Annotated in this window: 21 protein-coding genes; 14 read left to right on the top strand and 7 right to left on the bottom strand. The window is 30.0% G+C overall.

Features of this window, described 5'->3' with window-relative positions; translation table 11 throughout:
* Nucleotides 1-2 precede the first annotated feature (2 nt).
* Both AC5SLW_RS05900 and AC5SLW_RS05905 read left to right on the top strand, forming a co-directional pair.
* Nucleotides 3-1,379, top strand: a complete 1,377-nt coding sequence (locus AC5SLW_RS05900) for an AmpG family muropeptide MFS transporter (RefSeq protein ID WP_494574949.1) — start codon at nt 3-5, stop codon at nt 1,377-1,379.
* Nucleotides 1,369-2,115: a C40 family peptidase gene (locus tag AC5SLW_RS05905; protein WP_494574951.1), complete on the top strand. Its 747-nt coding sequence runs from the start codon at nt 1,369-1,371 to the stop codon at nt 2,113-2,115. The genes AC5SLW_RS05900 and AC5SLW_RS05905 overlap by 11 nt, the downstream gene beginning before the upstream one ends.
* Here the strand turns inward: AC5SLW_RS05905 and AC5SLW_RS05910 are convergent.
* Complete coding sequence (locus AC5SLW_RS05910; RefSeq protein ID WP_494574953.1) at nt 2,112-3,008, bottom strand: prephenate dehydrogenase; 897 nt, start codon at nt 3,006-3,008, stop codon at nt 2,112-2,114. The genes AC5SLW_RS05905 and AC5SLW_RS05910 overlap by 4 nt on opposite strands.
* Before the next feature lie 2 nt (nt 3,009-3,010).
* On the bottom strand, nt 3,011-4,093 hold the full coding sequence (gene hisC, locus AC5SLW_RS05915; protein WP_494574955.1) for a histidinol-phosphate transaminase: 1,083 nt from the start codon (nt 4,091-4,093) through the stop codon (nt 3,011-3,013).
* A gap of 190 nt (nt 4,094-4,283) precedes the next feature.
* Here hisC and metX point away from each other — a divergent pair, with 190 nt between their 5' ends.
* The 12 genes from metX to AC5SLW_RS05975 all read left to right on the top strand — a co-directional run bounded on the left by metX (nt 4,284) and on the right by AC5SLW_RS05975 (nt 13,324).
* Nucleotides 4,284-5,402 carry a homoserine O-acetyltransferase MetX gene (metX, locus tag AC5SLW_RS05920; protein WP_020168877.1) on the top strand — a complete coding sequence of 373 codons (1,119 nt, stop codon included), beginning with the start codon at nt 4,284-4,286 and terminating at the stop codon, nt 5,400-5,402.
* 2 nt (nt 5,403-5,404) lie between these two features.
* Nucleotides 5,405-6,001, top strand: a complete 597-nt coding sequence (metW, locus tag AC5SLW_RS05925; RefSeq protein ID WP_271741755.1) for a methionine biosynthesis protein MetW — start codon at nt 5,405-5,407, stop codon at nt 5,999-6,001.
* Nucleotides 6,002-6,721 carry a hydroxyacylglutathione hydrolase gene (gene gloB / locus AC5SLW_RS05930; protein ID WP_494574958.1) on the top strand — a complete coding sequence of 240 codons (720 nt, stop codon included), beginning with the start codon at nt 6,002-6,004 and terminating at the stop codon, nt 6,719-6,721.
* A 65-nt stretch (nt 6,722-6,786) separates the two neighbouring features.
* A complete protein-coding gene (rplU, locus tag AC5SLW_RS05935; RefSeq protein WP_006997690.1) occupies nt 6,787-7,191 on the top strand; it encodes a 50S ribosomal protein L21 in 405 nt (134 codons plus the stop codon).
* A 12-nt stretch (nt 7,192-7,203) separates the two neighbouring features.
* Nucleotides 7,204-7,458, top strand: coding sequence for a 50S ribosomal protein L27 (gene rpmA / locus AC5SLW_RS05940; RefSeq protein WP_006997689.1), 255 nt, complete (start codon nt 7,204-7,206; stop codon nt 7,456-7,458).
* A gap of 30 nt (nt 7,459-7,488) precedes the next feature.
* The gene (gene cgtA / locus AC5SLW_RS05945) at nt 7,489-8,472 is read left to right on the top strand and encodes an Obg family GTPase CgtA (RefSeq protein ID WP_027306898.1); all 984 of its coding nucleotides are present in this window, start codon (nt 7,489-7,491) and stop codon (nt 8,470-8,472) included.
* Complete coding sequence (proB, locus tag AC5SLW_RS05950; RefSeq protein ID WP_494574960.1) at nt 8,462-9,568, top strand: glutamate 5-kinase; 1,107 nt, start codon at nt 8,462-8,464, stop codon at nt 9,566-9,568. The genes cgtA and proB overlap by 11 nt, the downstream gene beginning before the upstream one ends.
* A gap of 1 nt (nt 9,569) precedes the next feature.
* Nucleotides 9,570-10,820, top strand: a complete 1,251-nt coding sequence (locus AC5SLW_RS05955) for a glutamate-5-semialdehyde dehydrogenase (protein WP_020168879.1) — start codon at nt 9,570-9,572, stop codon at nt 10,818-10,820.
* Nucleotides 10,801-11,343: a nicotinate (nicotinamide) nucleotide adenylyltransferase gene (nadD, locus tag AC5SLW_RS05960; RefSeq protein WP_006997685.1), complete on the top strand. Its 543-nt coding sequence runs from the start codon at nt 10,801-10,803 to the stop codon at nt 11,341-11,343. Before AC5SLW_RS05955 ends, nadD begins: the two co-directional genes overlap by 20 nt.
* Nucleotides 11,344-11,360: 17 nt before the next feature.
* Nucleotides 11,361-11,711 carry a ribosome silencing factor gene (gene rsfS / locus AC5SLW_RS05965; protein ID WP_006997684.1) on the top strand — a complete coding sequence of 117 codons (351 nt, stop codon included), beginning with the start codon at nt 11,361-11,363 and terminating at the stop codon, nt 11,709-11,711.
* Entirely contained in the window at nt 11,708-12,847 is a 1,140-nt protein-coding gene (locus AC5SLW_RS05970; RefSeq protein ID WP_018413611.1) for a S41 family peptidase, read from the top strand. The genes rsfS and AC5SLW_RS05970 overlap by 4 nt, the downstream gene beginning before the upstream one ends.
* On the top strand, nt 12,848-13,324 hold the full coding sequence (locus tag AC5SLW_RS05975) for an RNA pyrophosphohydrolase (protein ID WP_494574963.1): 477 nt from the start codon (nt 12,848-12,850) through the stop codon (nt 13,322-13,324).
* Here AC5SLW_RS05975 and atpC read toward each other — a convergent pair.
* From atpC to atpH, 5 genes are read right to left on the bottom strand one after another with little or no spacing between them, the layout of a single operon-like run.
* The gene (gene atpC / locus AC5SLW_RS05980) at nt 13,317-13,709 is read right to left on the bottom strand and encodes an ATP synthase F1 subunit epsilon (protein ID WP_494574965.1); all 393 of its coding nucleotides are present in this window, start codon (nt 13,707-13,709) and stop codon (nt 13,317-13,319) included. The two genes, AC5SLW_RS05975 and atpC, sit on opposite strands and share 8 nt — an antisense overlap.
* Nucleotides 13,709-15,127, bottom strand: coding sequence for a F0F1 ATP synthase subunit beta (atpD, locus tag AC5SLW_RS05985; RefSeq protein ID WP_006997680.1), 1,419 nt, complete (start codon nt 15,125-15,127; stop codon nt 13,709-13,711). Before atpD ends, atpC begins: the two co-directional genes overlap by 1 nt.
* Before the next feature lie 2 nt (nt 15,128-15,129).
* Nucleotides 15,130-16,005: a F0F1 ATP synthase subunit gamma gene (locus AC5SLW_RS05990; protein WP_011281555.1), complete on the bottom strand. Its 876-nt coding sequence runs from the start codon at nt 16,003-16,005 to the stop codon at nt 15,130-15,132.
* Nucleotides 16,006-16,008: 3 nt separating this feature from the next.
* Nucleotides 16,009-17,544 carry a F0F1 ATP synthase subunit alpha gene (atpA, locus tag AC5SLW_RS05995; RefSeq protein ID WP_494574967.1) on the bottom strand — a complete coding sequence of 512 codons (1,536 nt, stop codon included), beginning with the start codon at nt 17,542-17,544 and terminating at the stop codon, nt 16,009-16,011.
* Nucleotides 17,545-18,102 carry an ATP synthase F1 subunit delta gene (atpH, locus tag AC5SLW_RS06000; protein ID WP_018413614.1) on the bottom strand — a complete coding sequence of 186 codons (558 nt, stop codon included), beginning with the start codon at nt 18,100-18,102 and terminating at the stop codon, nt 17,545-17,547.
* Between the last annotated feature and the right edge of the window lie 53 nt (nt 18,103-18,155).

Here is an 18,155-nt window from a genome sequence, read left to right on the forward strand (position 1 = left end):
CTATGATTGAAATTAAAAAACAATCCTTATCAGAAACTTTTGCTGTCTACTTTGATAAGAGAATGCTTAGAATATTATTATTAGGTGCAATTTCTGGTTTTCCCTGGGTTTTAATTGGGAGCAGTTTAAGTCTATGGCTCAAAGAAGAGGGCTTAAGCAGATCAACAATTGGTTGGGCAGGACTAATATTTGCTGTTTATGCTTTTAATTATTTATGGGCCCCCCTTATTGATAGATTTCAAATACCCTACCTAACAAAAAAACTTGGTCATAGAAGAGGCTGGATAGTTTTAATGCAAATTGCAATTTTAGCTTGTCTTGTTACTTGGAGTTTCATTAATCCTACCGAAAACCTTGCGCTACTAATTACAGTTGGTTTAATTATTGCTATAGCATCAGCCACACAAGATATTACAGTTGATGCTTTAAGAATTGAACAAATAGGCGAACACGAAAGTAAATCAATGGCCGCTGGCGCTGCTATGGCTGTTGTTGGCTGGTGGAGTGGATACAAATTAGGTGGTGTAATAGCTTTATTTACAGCAGAATATTTAGAGAATATGGGTGTTACAAATTACTGGCAAATTACATTTTTAATTTTAGGAGTTTTAGTAATTTTAATGAATATAGGTTTGATGTTTGTCCATGAGCCTCTTTATACTGACAGACAAAAAAAACAAAAAGAAACTGATAAACTTATAGAAAGTAAACTTGGATCAAAAAATATTATAACTAATTTTATAACATGGATAAGCAGCACATTAGGTGGCCCTATAATAAGCTTTTTTAGGAAAAATGGTTTTACAATTGCTGTTGGAATTTTAAGTTTTATTTTTTTATTTAAGATTGGTGAGGCCTTTCTTGGACGTATGTCGATAGTTTTTTATAAAGAAATAGGCTTCTCTAAAGGTGATATTGCAATTTATTCTAAAACTTTAGGTTGGATTACTACAGTTATGTTTACATTGCTGGGTGGACTTTTTGTAATTAGATCTGGTGTTTTAAAAGCAATGTTTGTTGCAGGAATATTAATGGCTGCAACTAACTTATTATTCACAGTCTTAGCGTGGAGTGATAAATCTGAGTTGTTATTCGCAGTAGCTGTCATATTTGATGATATAGCAGCAGCATTTGCAACAGTTGCATTTGTAGCATTTATTTCATTACTAGTAGACCGAACATATACTGCAACCCAATACGCGTTACTTGCATCAATTGGAACTGCAGGCAGAACTACACTTGCATCATCATCTGGAGCATTAGTAGATTGGCTTAATGGAGATTGGGGAGTATTTTTTATTATTACAGCCATCATGGTGATACCTTCTTTGATTTGTTTGTGGCTTATAAAAGATAAATTAAAACTTCATGAAAGATAGTTATTTTTATAAAAAACCATTATCAAATATCCATAAAAAGCCCAATGCATTTTCTGAGGTTACCTCTCAAATTTTGTATGGAGAAAAATTTAAAATTATATCTAAGAACAAAAGTTGGATAAAAATAAAGGCTTTATTCGATAATTATACTGGATACATAAAAAATAAAGATTACACAAAAGATCACCAACCAACCCATAAAATATTTACTCTAAAAGCAAATATTTATAATAAACAAAAAAATAAAACAAAAAATTTTTTGCCCTTTGCATCAAGAATTTCAATGATTGATGAAAATAAAAAATTCATAGAGTTTGAAAAAAATAAATGGATTAAAAAAGTTAATATAAAAAAAATCAATCATATTGAAAAAGATTATTTAAAAGTATTAAAAATGTTTTTAAAAATTAAATATCTATGGGGTGGTAAAACTTATAGAGGTATAGACTGCTCTGCTATTTTACAATTATTTTTTTACTATAATAATAAATTTTATCCACGAGACACAAAAGACCAAATAAAATATTCAGCAAAAAAAAATAGAAGTAAAGTTTTTAAAAAAGGTGATATTATTTTTTGGAAAGGTCATGTTGCTGTTTGTATTAACGCTCAAAAGTTAATTCATGCATATGGTCCTGAAAAGAAAGTTTTGATTATGAATATAAAAGAGACAATAAATAGAATTGAAAGAACAGCAAAATTAACAGTAAAAAAAATATCCCCTATAAAATACTAATTTCTTCCAAAATCTGGCTTATTAATATCTTGTTTTAACTTAATTATTTTTTTCCTAACCTTCTTAGTATTAACTAATTTTTTAATAATAGATTTATTATTTTTAAATTGAATATCTCTTTTAAATGAACGTAAATTTTTAATAAACAGATCAATAACTTTTGAAATATTTTTTTGATTGTTAAAAAAAATATCTCTCCACATAATTTCATTAGATGCAGCAATTCTTGAAAAATCTCTCAAACCACCAGCACTAAATTTTATTAATTCATACTTTTGTTGTTTTTCAAAGTCTGTAGCTGTTTTAACCAAATTATATGCAATTAAATGAGGCAAATGACTAGTCATAGAAAAAACTGTATCATGTTTTTTTGAGTCCATAATTGCAACTTTTGAACCAATTTTTTTCCAAAACTTGGTAAGTATCAGAAGATGTTTTTTGTTAGTATTTTTTTCTTTTATTAATATGCACCATTTATTAAAGAATAAATTTTTTACTCCATTTTCTGGGCCACTAACTTCTGAGCCTGCAATAGGGTGACTGGATGTCCAAAAAATTCCTTTTTTTAATTTTCTTTTAATTAAGTCCATAGACTTTTCTTTAGATGATCCAACATCTGTAATAATAGTTTTGGGTAATAAATATCTGTTTATCTTTAAAATTATTTTTTCATATTCTCCTAGAGGAGTACAAAATATTATCAAATCTAAGTTTGGGATAATTTGCTTTAAATCATTTGTAATTTCACATGGTAATTTTAATTTTTTGATTTTTAAAATATTTGATTTTGATTTTTCATAGACAAATATTTTTTTAGCTATTTTTTTTTCAGAAATTGCTCTTAATAATGAAGAACCAATTAAACCACAGCCTATAATTAAAATATTTTTCATAATCAATTAAAGATAGCCTTAATTGTTGTTATGAATCTCATATTCTCTTTTGTTGATCCAATTGTTAGTCTTAATTTGTTTTTAATATTATACCCATCCTCTGTAGATCTTAATATAATTCCTTTTGACTGCAGTTTGTTAAAAATATAGTTAGCTGAAAATTTACATCTATCAAAATTTAATAGTAAAAAATTAGCCGTTACTTCATTTGAGAAAATTTTTAGTTTTTGTAAAACATTTCTAACTTTATTTGCTTCTCTAATATTGTGTTTCACAGAATTATTAATAAATTTTCTATCTTTTAAAGCTTCTATTGCTGCCATCTGTGCAACTTGATTTACATTAAATGGCGGTCTAATTAAGTTCATTGCAGATATAATTTTTTTTGGCCCATGACCCCAGCCAACTCTTAAGGAGGCCAGTCCATATATTTTTGAAAAAGTTCTTATCACAACAACATTATCTTTATTTTTAAATAAATCTAAACCAGATTTATAATCTTTATTTTTCATATATTCAAAATACGCATCATCTAAAACTAGTAAAATGTTTTTATTTAATTTCTTTCTTAAGTCTATTAATTCTGCTCTAGTTAAGTATGTTCCTGTTGGGTTATTTGGATTAGCAATAAATACTAGCTTGGTTTTTCTTGTTACTTTCTTAATAATTTCATTTATCGAAACTTTAAAATTTTTTTCCTTAGAAAAAACAACTTTTGCCCCCACTATTTGTGCATATATCCTGTACATTAAAAAGCTATATTGAGGAACAATCACTTCATCAGAGGGTTTTAAGTATAACTGACAAATCATTTGAATAATTTCATCTGACCCTGCACCACAAATTATTCTCTCAAAATCACACTTAAATTTCTTTGAAATTTCTTTTCTTAATTTTTTTGCTTTACCATCTGGATACTTCGATATTAACAATTCTTTATTCTGTAAAATTTTCTTTACTCTCGGGCTTACACCAAGAGCTGACTCATTTGCTGATAATTTTATAATATTTCGTATTTTTGCTATATTTGACTTACCTGGTTTATAAGCCTCTATTTTGAATTTTTTAAATTTTGGAACTGTCATTATATTAATTTAATTTACCTTATAAATAAAATATTATCCTTTCATATAGAATAAGTCATTTTTTAAAAAAATTGACATAAGAAATGCTATCTAGTACAAAAAATATGCGCTGATTTAACTGAATTGCGAGCGCTTAAAAAAAACCGCTAAATAAGTTTTTTTTCTCACAATTCAAATTTGGCTAATACTTATGAATATAAATGTGAACATAAAAAATATTATAATTGATAAACCATTAAAATTAGATTGTGGCCAAACTATCAATAATTATTCTCTTGCTTATGAGACTTATGGCTCTCTTAATGAGAATAAAGATAATGCTATTCTTATTTTTCATGCCTTGACTGGTGATCAATTTGTATCTGGAATAAATCCAATTACTAAAAAAGAAGGTTGGTGGTCTTATGCTGTTGGGTCTGGTAAAGCTATTGATACTGATAAATACTTTGTAATTTGTGCAAATGTTATTGGTGGGTGCATGGGTTCATTTGGTCCTAGTGATATTAACCCTGATACCAATAAAAAATATGGTACTACTTTTCCAGTCATAACTATTAATGATATGGTTAATGCACAATTTAATCTCTTAAATTTTTTTAATATTGAAAAATTATTTGCTGTTATGGGTGGATCAATGGGTGGTATGCAGACACTTCAATTTGTTAATAACTTCCCTGATAAAGCAAAAGTTGCTATTCCAATAGCCTGTACAGCTAGTCATTCGGCACAGAACATTGCTTTTAATGAACTTGGTAGACAATCAATTATGGCTGATGCTAATTGGGAGAACGGTGATTATTCCAATCAAAATAAAAATCCTAATAAAGGATTATCTGTTGCAAGAATGGCTGCACATATAACTTATTTGTCTAAAAATGGTCTTCAGGAAAAATTTGGAAGGAAGTTACAAGAAAGAGATGATCTGAAATTTGGTTTTGATGCTGACTTTCAAATTGAAAGCTACTTAAGATATCAAGGATCTGTATTTGTTGATAGATTTGACGCCAATAGCTACCTATACATAACAAGAGCAATGGACTATTTTGATCTAGTAAAAGAACATCATGGTAATTTATCTAAAGCATTTGAAAAAACTAAAACTAAGTTTCTTATTATATCTTTTACTTCTGATTGGCTTTATCCAACCTCTGAAAATAAAGAAATTGTTATAGCCTTAAATGCTATAGGTGCTGAGGTCGGATTTGTTGAAATTGAATCTGATAAAGGGCACGATTCATTCCTTTTAAAAGTTCCTAAATTTTTAAATACTCTAGGTGACTATATTAAAACAGCTTATTCTAAAAACTAAACATGAAACAAGAATTTAAAATAATCTCCGATTTAATTGAAAAAAATACTAGAGTTTTAGATGTGGGGTGTGGAGATGGCATATTAATGGAATATCTTAAGTATAATAAAGAAATAGACATAAGAGGAATAGAAATCTCAAAAGATAATGTTCAAAAATGTTTATCAAAAGGACTAACTGTTATCGAAGGTGATGCAGAAAAAGATCTTTTACAATTTCCTGACAGTTCCTTTGATTTCGTTATTTTAAGTCAAACATTACAAGCATTTTTAAATCCTGAAATAGTTATCAAAGAACTATTAAGAGTTGGCAAAAAAGCTATTGTTACAATACCTAATTTTGGTTTTTGGAAGGTTAGACTTCACCTATTAATTAAAGGAACAATGCCAATTACAAAAAATTTACCTGATGAGTGGTATAATACTCCCAACCTTCATATGTGTACTATAAAAGATTTTTATAATTTTTGTGAAAATAGAAAAATTAAATTAGATAAATCATTAGCTCTACATAACGAAAAGATATCTTCTATTAATAGATTTAATCTAAATACTAAAAATTTGTCTGCAGAATTGGGTATTTTTTTAATTGAAAGTTAAATGGAAATTCAAATAATACGTTGTCTACAGGATAATTATTCTTATCTAATTATTGATAAAGTTAAAAATATTGCATGTGTGATTGACCCTAGTGAAGCAAAACCTGTTATCAAATATTTGGAAGATAAAAATATACATTTAAAATATATATTAAATACACATCATCATTATGATCATGTTGGGGGAAATAAAGAATTAAAAGAAAAATATGGAGCTAGTGTTATTGGATACAAAGGAGACAAAGATAGAATTCCAGAAATAGATATACTTGTTGGTGATCAGGACATTTGGCACAAAGAAAATTTCCAGGCTAAAATATTTCATATACCTGGTCATACCCTTGGCCATATATGTTTTTATTTTTATAATGAAGAGTCTGTTTTTACTGGAGACACCCTCTTTTCACTTGGTTGTGGTAAAATTTTTGAAGGAACATACTCACAGATGTATAATTCATTAATGAAAATAAAAGCTCTACCAGAAAAAACTAAGATCTATTGTGGGCATGAATATACCAAACAAAACTCTAAATTTTGTATTACTCATGACCAAGACAATGAAAGCCTTAAAGTTAAGATTAAACTTATAGATGAAAAATTAAAAAAAAACCTACCTACTATTCCATCTACGATTAAAGAGGAATTAGAGTGCAATATTTTTCTTAGATCAGGTACAGAGGAAAACTTTTCAAAATTGAGAGATTTAAAGGACAATTTTTAGCTTATTCGAGCTTGACTATAATTTGCTCAAGACTATATTGCTGATTATAAAAAACAGATTAAACAATGTCATACGCAATAATACAAACAGGTGGAAAACAGTACAAAGTTAAAGCTGGTGAAATCCTTAAAATTGAAAGATTAGAGGATTCTAAACCTGAAACTAAAATCGAATTTAAAGAAATCCTAGCTTATGGAGATGATAAAACTATTGAAGTTGGTTCTCCAGTAGTTGAAGGTGCAAAAGTTGAAGCCGACCTTGTAGAAAATGGTAAAAATAGAACTATTTTAATATTTAAAAAAAGAAGAAGACAGAATTCAAGAAGAAAAAATGGTCATAGACAACAGTATTCATTAATTAGAATTAGCAAAATTTTTTCAAAAGATGGTAAAGTTTTATCAGAAGCTGAGAAAATGGTAAAACCAACTAAAAAAGTTGAAAAAGTTGAGACTGAAGTAGCAAGCAAATAAATTAGGTAAATTATGGCAACAAAAAAAGCAGGTGGATCATCGAGAAACGGACGAGATAGTGCCGGTCGTAGACTTGGCGTTAAAAAGTATGGTGGTGAAGTAGTAATTCCTGGAAACATAATTGTAAGACAAAGAGGCACAAAAATTTTTCCTGGTGAAAACGTGGGGATGGGTAAAGATCATTCAATTTTTTCTGTTGTTGAAGGAAAAGTTGTTTTCAAAAAGGGTAAATCAGATAGAACATTCGTTTCAGTAAAGCCCAATTAGTAGTACAACTAAAAAACTAAGAGTTGTATTATGAAGTTTCTAGATCAAGTTAAAATTTATGTAAAAGCAGGCAATGGAGGACATGGATCTCCTAGCTTCCGTAGAGAAAAATTTATTGAATACGGCGGACCTGATGGTGGCGATGGAGGTAAAGGTGGCACCATATATCTTAGGTCAGAAAGAAATTTAAATACTCTTATCGATTATAGATTTCAACAACACCATAAAGCAGGAAGAGGAGTTAATGGCTCTGGACAAAATCGTACAGGTCACAGTGGAGAAGATTTAATTTTAAAAGTTCCAATAGGTACGCAAGTTTTTGAAGAAGATAATAAAACCTTAATTTATGATTTTAAAAAAGAAGGTGAAGAATTTATTGTAGCTAATGGTGGTAAAGGTGGTCTAGGAAATACTCGATTTAAAAGTTCCACTAATAGAGCTCCCAAAAAATTTACTAAAGGTGCGCCTGGTGAAGAGTATGTAATCTGGCTTCAGCTAAAAACTATTGCTGATGTTGGTATTGTTGGACTACCTAATGCGGGTAAATCAAGCTTACTAGCTTCCATTACAAATGCGATGCCTAAAATTGCTAACTATAAATTTACAACATTAAATCCAAATCTTGGTGTTGCAAGTTATGATGATAAAGAAATAACTCTAGCTGATATTCCTGGATTGGTTGAAGGTGCGCACGAGGGTGTAGGTCTTGGTATTCAATTTTTAAAACACATAGAAAGATGCAAAACTTTAATGCATTTAATAGATATTACTGATGAGGACCTTGAAAATACGTATAAACAAGTTCGAAATGAGTTAGGGAGTTACAGTAAAGATTTACTAGAAAAAAAAGAAATAATTGTATTAAATAAGACAGACTTATTAGAAGAAGAAGAAGTGAAAGAAATTTTAAAAAATTTTTCTAAAAATAAAGATTCCGAGGTAGTTACACTCTCAACATTAGAAAAAGACTCAATATCTAAAATTAAAGCTAAATTGCTCTCCTATGTATCTTAAAGATTCTAAAATAATTGTAATTAAGATTGGTTCATCCTTGTTAATAGATGACAAAAAAAAAGTAAGGAGAAAATGGCTCACTGAATTTGCTAAAGATATTCAGGAATTAATAAAACAGAATAAAAAAGTTATTATTGTAAGCTCTGGAGCAATAGCAATGGGTTGCAAAAAACTAAATATTAGCAAAAAAAACCTTAAGATTGATAAAAGTCAGGCTGTTGCTTCTATTGGGCAAATTGAACTAATGAACTTATTTTCAGAAACATTTGTTAAATTAAAAATTAATATTTCTCAAATTCTTCTCACTCTAGAAGATACAGAACAAAGAAGAAGAGCCCTTAACGCAAAAAGAACTTTTGATAATTTATTTAAACTGAGCTTTGTACCAATAGTAAATGAAAATGATACTATCGCTACTTCAGAGATTAAGTATGGTGATAATGACAGATTAGCATCTCGTGTTGCACAAATATCAGGTGCGGACTCCCTTATTTTGCTTTCTGATGTAGATGGTCTTTATACACATAATCCAAAAATATATAAAAATGCAAAATTAATAAAAGAAATAAGAAATATAGATAAAGATATAGAAAAAATAGCGACCAAAAGTATTAGTGAGCATGGAACGGGTGGCATGAAAACTAAAATAGATGCTGCTAAAATCTGTCAATTATCAGGATGCCAGATGGTAATAGCAAATGGCTTAATAAACCGACCTATTAAAAAAATAACTGAAGAGAATAATTGTACATGGTTTTTACCTAAGGTTTCAAAATTAGATGCTAGAAAAAAATGGATTATCAGCTCTGTTTCACCTAAAGGTGCGCTGATTATTGATGATGGTGCGAAACAAGCACTTTCAAATGGTAAAAGTTTATTAGCAGCAGGAATAAAAAAAGTATCTGGGCGATTTAGTAAAGGAGATCATATTAAAGTTTTAGATAAAAATAATTACGAATGTGCAAGAGGACTTAGCTCTTTTTCATCTAATGAAATAGAAAAAATAATGGGTCACCACTCGAAAGAAATAGAAAAATTACTAGGATATATTTCCAAATCAGAAGTAATTCATAAAGATGATATAGTAGAGGTATAGAATGAGCAGATATATGAGATTAATAGGTCAAAATGCAAGAAAGGCATCACTTGATAAAGTTAATTCAAAAACTAAAAATAAAGTTTTAAAAAAATATGCTTTCTTATTAGGCAAAGAAAAAAAATCTATATTTAAAGCTAATCAAAAAGATATTCAATTTGCTCTAAACAAGGGCCTAAAAAGCAATCTGATAGAAAGATTAACTATTGATGAAAAAAAGCTAATAGGCATAAAGAATTCTATAAATAAAATTGCTAAATTGAAAGATCCTGTTGATGCTACTTTAGAAAAATGGAGCAGACCAAATGGTTTAACAATTAGCAGAGTGTCTATACCTATTGGTGTTATAGGTGTTGTTTATGAAAGCAGACCCAACGTTACAGCTGATGTTGCAAGTTTATGCTTTAAATCTGGAAATGCTGTAATTTTAAAGGGTGGCTCTGAAGCTATAAATACTAATAAAATTTTAGCAAAACTATTTCGAAAGTCGCTTAAGGAAACTAGAGTGAATGAAAACTTTATTCAATTTATAGACTCTAAAGACAGAAAAATGGTCGACTTTATGCTTTCAAAAATGAAAGATTATATTGATGTAATAATACCTCGTGGTGGAAAAAATTTAGTAAAAAGAGTTCAACAATTTTCTAACGTCCCTATTATCGGTCACTTGGAAGGTCTTTGTCATACTTTTATTGATAAGGATGCCAATCTAAAGATGGCTACAAACGTTACCTATAATGCAAAGCTAAGAAACACTAGTATTTGTGGCGCTACTGAAACAATTTTGATGCATGAAAAAATTGTTAAGAAATTCTGTAACCCAATTTTAAAAAAGTTAGAAGAAAATAACTGCAAAATTTATGGAGATCGTTTTTTGAAAAAATATTACAAGGGAAAGATTTATCCAGCAAAAGAAAAGGATTGGTCTACTGAATATTTATCATCAACAGTGTCTGTAAAAACAGTTAAAGATTGTGACGACGCTATTAGCCATATTAACAAATATGGGACTATGCATACTGACTCTATCATTACTAAAAATAAAAAAACTGCAAATAAATTCTTAAAAAATGTTAAAAGTTCAATAGCAATGCATAACACATCTACTCAATTTGCTGATGGTGGTGAATTCGGTTTTGGTGGTGAGGTTGGCATTTCGACAAATACTTTGCCTCCAAGAGGACCTGTTGGATTAGGGCAGCTCGTTTCATACAAATACGAAATTATTAGTAATGGTAAAACCAGAAAATAACTTAAAACAAAAAAAGACAAAAATTGGAATCTTGGGGGGAACTTTTGATCCTGCTCACAAAGGTCATTTAGAAATTTCTAAACAGGCTAAAAAAATATTAGAATTAAAAAATATTATATGGGCAATTACTAAACAAAACCCATTTAAAAATACAAGTAAAACAGATCTAAAAAATAGAATAAAATTTGCAAAAAAAATTATTGGTAAAAATAATTTTATTAAAGTAAAATTTTATGAGGAAAAAGTTCTCTCCAATAAAACAATTGACCTCATCAATTACTTAAATAAAGATAAAAAATTTGAGATCTATTTTATTATGGGTGCTGACAATCTAATCAATTTTCATAAATGGTATAAATGGAAATCCATTATAAAAAAATGCAATCTACTTGTATTTGATCGACAGGGATATAAAGCTAAATCGCTAAAGTCTGTGACCTATAACGGTGTAAATAAAAATAGATTATCTTTTATTAATTTTAAAAAGGTTAATATTTCATCTTCTCAATTAAGAAAAATTTGATAAGGTTAAATAAATTAATGGAAAAAAACATAGACCTTAAAGATTTAATCCTAAAAACCCTAGATTCTAATAAAGCCCTAGATATTATTTCAATAGATCTTAAAAATAAAAGTTCAATGGCTGACTATATGATTATAGCAAGCGGAACTTCTTCTAGACATATTCAAGCTTTATCTGAAATGGTGCTAGAAAAATTAAAGACCAATGGAATAAAAAATTCTAAGATTGAAGGAAAAGAAAGTGGTGATTGGAAATTAGTTGATGGTATAGATTTGATTGTTCATATATTTCATCCTGATAAAAGAAAATTTTATGAATTAGAAAAAATATGGTCAGAAATCATTCCTAAAGAAAAAGTGATGATATGATTTTGACTAAAAGATTTTTTCTTTTTTTTATAATACTATTATTTACTTTTCAAAAAAGTTTTTCTGAAAACACCGACTTATATAAAAAAATTGATTTGTTTGGTGAGGTTCTTGAGAAAATTAGCAAAGAATACGTTGATGAAGTTGATCAATCAAAAAGTATGGACTCAGCCATAAATGGTTTATTGCAATCTCTTGATCCCTATTCTGCATATATGACACCTGAAAGTTTTGAGGGTATGCAAACTGAAACTAGTGGAGAGTTTGGTGGGCTTGGTATTGAAGTTGGCATGGAAGCAGGTGTTGTAAAAGTAATATCACCAATAGATAATACTCCAGCATCAAAAGCAGGATTAAAAGCTGGTGATTATATTGTAAAAATTAATAATACTCAGGTCCAAGGCAAAACATTAATGCAAGCAGTAGACTTAATGAGGGGACCTGTTGGATCAAGTATTGAAATAACGGTTAGAAGAAGAGGTGTAAAAAAAGCATTAATTTTTAATATAACGAGAGAAGTTATTCAGGTTCAGTCTGTAAAATCAGAACTTATAGATAATAACATAGGCTATATAAGATTAACTTCCTTTAACGAAAATAGCAGTGAACAAATTAAAGATAAAATTAATAAATTAAATAAAAACAAAGATCTAAAGGGTTATATCTTAGATTTAAGAAACAACCCAGGTGGCTTGCTTTCTCAGGCAATTAAAATTTCAGACTTTTTTTTAGAAAATGGTGAGATTGTATCAACAAGAAGTCGACAAGCTTCAGAGAATAGAAAATGGTTTGCTAAAAAAGGTGATCTAACAAATGGTAAAACACTAATTATACTTATTAACTATGGATCAGCTTCAGCATCGGAAATAGTAGCTGGTGCATTAAAAGATCATAAAAGAGCTATTATACTTGGAGAAAATAGTTATGGAAAAGGTTCTGTGCAATCAATAATCCCTTTGAAAAATAGAGGTGCTATTAGATTAACAATTGCAAAATATTATCTCCCTTCAGGAAAATCTATTTCTGAAGTAGGTGTAACACCTGATATAGAAGTTGCAGAAGGTTCAGATGATTTTAAATTTAACTCTGAAACTGATAATCAATTGAATTTTGCAATAAAACTATTCAACGGATAAATGCCAGATAGTAAAGTGAATTTACCTCTTAGAAGTGGGGTTGGAATTGTTGTCCTGAACAAAGATAATAAAGTTTTTGTTGCAAAAAGGATTGATAATCAAAAAAATTTTTGGCAGATGCCCCAAGGTGGTGTTGATAAGGGTGAGGACTATTTAACTGCTGCTTACAGAGAGCTAGAAGAAGAAACTAGTATAAAAAATGTTGAACTAATCAAAGAATGTGATGGATTAATCTCTTATGAATTACCAAAAAACTTACTAGGTATAATTTGGAAAGGTAAATATAGAGGTCAGGAACAAAAGTGGTTTATAATGAGATTTTTAGGACAAGATAATGAGATTGATATTAAAACTAAACACCCTGAATTTTGTGAATGGAAATGGATTGATCTAGAAAATATAACTGACCTAGTTGTAGACTTTAAACTACATGTGTACAAAGATATTAAAGAAAAAGTAAAAGAAATTCTTAATTAAGAGTTTTTAGCACATCAATTTTTTGATCAACCAAGTATTTATTTTGATCTGTAATGTTACTATTTTTTGAATTTTCTTCTGCTTGAGCAAGTAGTTCACTAATTTTATCTTTATCAATATCTTTAATATTTAAAATAGAACTTGTTAGAACTGATAAATTATTATTCTTAAATTCAACAATTCCATCCTCAACATAGTAATTATCCTCGCCTGATTTAGAAAAGATTTTAATAATCCCTGGCTTTAGAAATGAAATAATTGAGATATGGTCCTTTAAAATCCCCATTTCTCCCTCAAAAGCAGGTACAACAACTTCTGTTACATCTTCTTTTGAAAGAAAAGATTTTTCTGGGTTTACAATTTCTATTTTAAACTCTTCACTCATTATGCAGCAGCATCTTTCGCCATTTTTTCTGCTTTTTCTACAGCTTCTTCAATTGTGCCCACCATATAAAATGCAGCTTCTGGTAAATGATCATACTCACCATTACATATTGCAGCAAAACCCTTAATTGTAGATTCTAAATCTACTAATTTTCCTGGAGAACCAGTAAAGACTTCAGCAACAAAGAAAGGTTGTGATAAAAATCTTTGTATTTTACGCGCTCTAGCTACTGTTAATTTATCTTCTTCAGATAATTCATCCATTCCTAAAATCGCAATAATATCCTGCAGAGATTTGTAAGTTTGAAGAATTTTTTGCACTTCTCTTGCAACTCTGTAGTGCTCATCACCAACTATTCTAGGATCTAAAATTCTAGAAGTGGAATCTAGAGGATCAACTGCTGGATAAATTCCAATTTCAGCTATCTGTCTCGATAATACAGTTGTTGCATCTAAGTGAGCAAAAGATGTAGCAGGTGCCGGGTCAGTTAAGTCATCTGCTGGTACATAAATCGCCTGTACAGATGTAATAGAACCCTTGTTAGTAGTCGTAATTCTTTCTTGAAGATTACCCATGTCTGTTGCAAGTGTAGGCTGATATCCCACTGCTGATGGAATTCTTCCTAATAGTGCAGAAACTTCTGAACCTGCTTGAGTAAATCTAAAGATATTATCAACGAAGAATAATACGTCTTGTCCTTCTTGATCTCTAAAATATTCAGCCACAGTTAAACCTGTTAAGGCAACTCTTGCTCTAGCTCCTGGGGGTTCATTCATTTGACCATACACTAATGCAGCTTTTGATCCTGGACCTTCTGGCTTAATAACGCCTGAATCTATCATTTCGTGATAAAGGTCATTTCCTTCTCTAGTTCTTTCTCCAACACCAGCAAACACAGAAAATCCACCATGAGCTTTTGCTACGTTGTTAATTAATTCCATAATAAGTACTGTCTTACCAACACCCGCACCTCCAAATAAACCAATTTTTCCTCCTTTGGCGTATGGTGCTAATAGATCAACTACTTTAATTCCTGTAACTAGAATTTCTGTCTCTGTTGACTGATCACTAAATTCAGGTGCAGCTCTATGAATTGGCCATTTTTCTTTTGTTTTAACTTCACCCTTTTCATCGATAGGTTCACCTATTACATTTATAATTCTTCCTAAAGTTTCCGGACCAACTGGAACTTGTATAGGAGCACCTGTTGCGGTTACTTCGTCTCCTCTTTTTAATCCTTCAGTAGCATCCATTGCAATTGTTCTAACACTTGACTCACCAAGGTGCTGAGCAACTTCTAAAACTAATCTGTTGTCTCCATTTTTACATTCTAATGCTGATAAAATTTCTGGTAGTTCTCCATCAAATTTTACGTCTACTACTGCTCCAATGATCTGTGTGATTTTTCCTTTGCTCATAATTATAAACTTTCCGCTCCTGATATGATTTCAATTAGTTCTTTTGTAATAGCTGCTTGACGACTTCTATTATACTCAATAGTTAGCTTGTCAACCATTTCACCTGCGTTACGGGTTGCATTGTCCATTGCACTCATTCTTGAGCCCTGTTCGCTAGCTGAATTTTCTAACATCGCTTTAAAAATCTGAGTAGATATATTTTTAGGCAATAAGTTGCTTAAAATTTCATCTTCGTCTGGTTCAAATTCATAATTATCCTCAGAAGAATTTTCTTCTGCTTCAGATGTTTTTAAAGGAATTATTTGTTGTTCTTGAGGTATCTGAGTGATTACATTTTTAAATTTATTATAAAAAATTGTACACACATCAAATTCTTCTTTTTCAAAGTTTTCAATTATCATTTTTCCCACTTTTTCAGCATCTAGATAATTGATAGTTTTTGAATCTTTAAAAGATATTCTCTCTACGATAGCATCTTTATAAACTCTTTTTAATTGATCATAACCTTTAGATCCAACAGTTATAATTTTTAAAGTTTTTCCCTCATCAGATATTTTTTGAAAATATGTTTTGGCTTTTTTAATAATATTTGTATTAAAACCACCACATAGACCACGATCAGATGTTAACACAATACATAAATGCACTTTATCTTCTCCTGTTCCTGAAAGAAGCTTAGGAGCATTTTCCTTATCAGAAATGCCACTAGATAAATTAAGAATAATGTTATTCATTTTTTCAGAATAAGGTCTTCCCTTTTCAGCATTTTCCTGCGCTCTTCTAAGTTTAGCGGCCGCAACCATTTTCATGGCTTTGGTAATTTTTTGTGTAGACTTTACACTCGCTATTCTTTTTTTTAAGTCGTCTAGTGTTGCCATATTTTAAGAATTAAAGTTCTTCTTAAGTTTCATGATAGTATCAACTAATGATTTTTCAGTATCTTCTTCAAGCTTACCTGAACTTAAAACAGATTCTAAAATTTCTGGTTTTTCAGATTTACATTTTTCAATAATCTTAGATTCGAACTCAGCAATATCTTTAAGTTCCACATCATCCAAATAACCTTTAACTCCACAGAAAACTGAAATTACTTGTTCAGCAACTGTCATAGGGGAATATTGTTTTTGTTTTAAAAGTTCAGTTAGTTTTGAACCTCTATTTAAAAGTTTTTGTGTAGATGCATCTAAATCAGATCCAAATTGTGCAAAGGCAGCCATCTCTCTATATTGAGCAAGCTCTAGCTTCATTGAACCAGAAACTTTTTTCATTGCTTTTGTTTGTGCTGCAGATCCAACTCTAGAAACTGATAGACCTACGTTAATCGCTGGTCTAATTCCTTGGTTAAATAATTCTGTTTCAAGAAATATTTGACCATCCGTAATTGAAATAACGTTAGTTGGAATAAAAGCAGATACGTCTCCACCTTGCGTTTCAATTATAGGAAGAGCGGTTAACGAACCTCCACCATGCTCATCACTAAGCTTGGCTGCTCTCTCAAGTAATCTGCTGTGTAAATAAAATACATCTCCCGGATAAGCTTCTCTTCCTGGAGGTCTTCTTAATAAAAGTGACATTTGTCTATAAGCTACAGCCTGTTTAGATAAATCGTCATAAATGATTAATGCATGCATACCATTATCTCTATAATATTCACCCATAGTACAGCCTGTATATGGTGCTAAAAACTGAAGCGGCGCTGCATCTGAAGCAGTAGCAGCAACAATTGTTGTATATTCCATTGCACCAGCTTCTTCTAAAGTTTTTTGAATTTGTCTAACGGTAGATCTTTTTTGACCTATAGCAACATAGATACAATAAAGTTTTTGCTTCTCATCACCAGATTCATTTATTTTTTTCTGGTTAATGATCGCATCGATAGCAACTGCAGTTTTTCCAGTTTGTCTATCCCCAATAATTAATTCACGCTGTCCTCTTCCAACTGGAACTAGACTGTCAATTGATTTTAAGCCTGTTTGCATTGGTTCACTAACAGATTGTCTTGGTATAATTCCAGGAGCTTTTACTTCAACTCTACTTCTTTTAGTTGCTTTATCTAAAGCACCTTTGCCATCAATTGGATTTCCTAATCCATCAACAACTCTTCCTAATAATTCTTTTCCAACAGGTGTATCAACAATACTTCCTGTTCTTTTAACAACGTCACCTTCTTTAATTTTTCTATCGTCTCCGAAAATTACAACTCCAACATTTTCACTTTCTAAGTTTAGAGCCATTCCTTTTGATCCATCAGAAAATTCTACCATCTCTCCAGCTTGAACATTGTCTAATCCGTACACTCTAGCAATACCATCTCCTACTGACAAAACTTGACCAACCTCAGTCACTTCTGCTTTATCGCCAAATTTTTTAATTTGCTCTTTTAATATCTTTGTTACTTCTGATGGGTTTATATCCATTTATGCCTCTATCATCCTATTTTCGATTTGTTGTAATTTATTTTTAATGGAAGTGTCCACCATTGTGCTTCCGACTTGCACAATCAAACCCCCAATTAAACTTGCATCGTGTTTGTAGTTTAATTTTATTTTTGAACTAAAGTTTTTAGTCAATTCTTCTTTTATATTGTTAATTTCATTTTCAGTAAGATCTTTTGCAGAAGTTAATTCTGCTTTTAATTCACCTCTTTTGACTGAACATGTCTCAACAAAGCTTTTTAGAATTTTATCCACATAAAAGAATCTTCTTTTAGATATTAGAAAGCTTAAAAATTTAGTTAATAATTCATTCAATTTATATTGTTCTGAAATTTTACTTAGAGCATTTAATTGGTCTTCTTTGTTATTCGTTGGATCCTTGATTAAAGATTTAAAATCTTCACTTGAAGTAATTAAATTAATAATTGAAGCAGAATGAACCTCGATCTCACTCAAATTATTAGCTTCTACAGCTAATTCATAAAGTGCCAGGGAATATCTACCTGCTGATGTTTCAGAAAAACCTTTATTTTTGCTCAATTTATTGTTCCTTATAAATATTAGAAGATTTATTAAAATTTTGTTTTAATTAA

Source organism: Candidatus Pelagibacter sp. PS_40 (assembly GCF_059417765.1).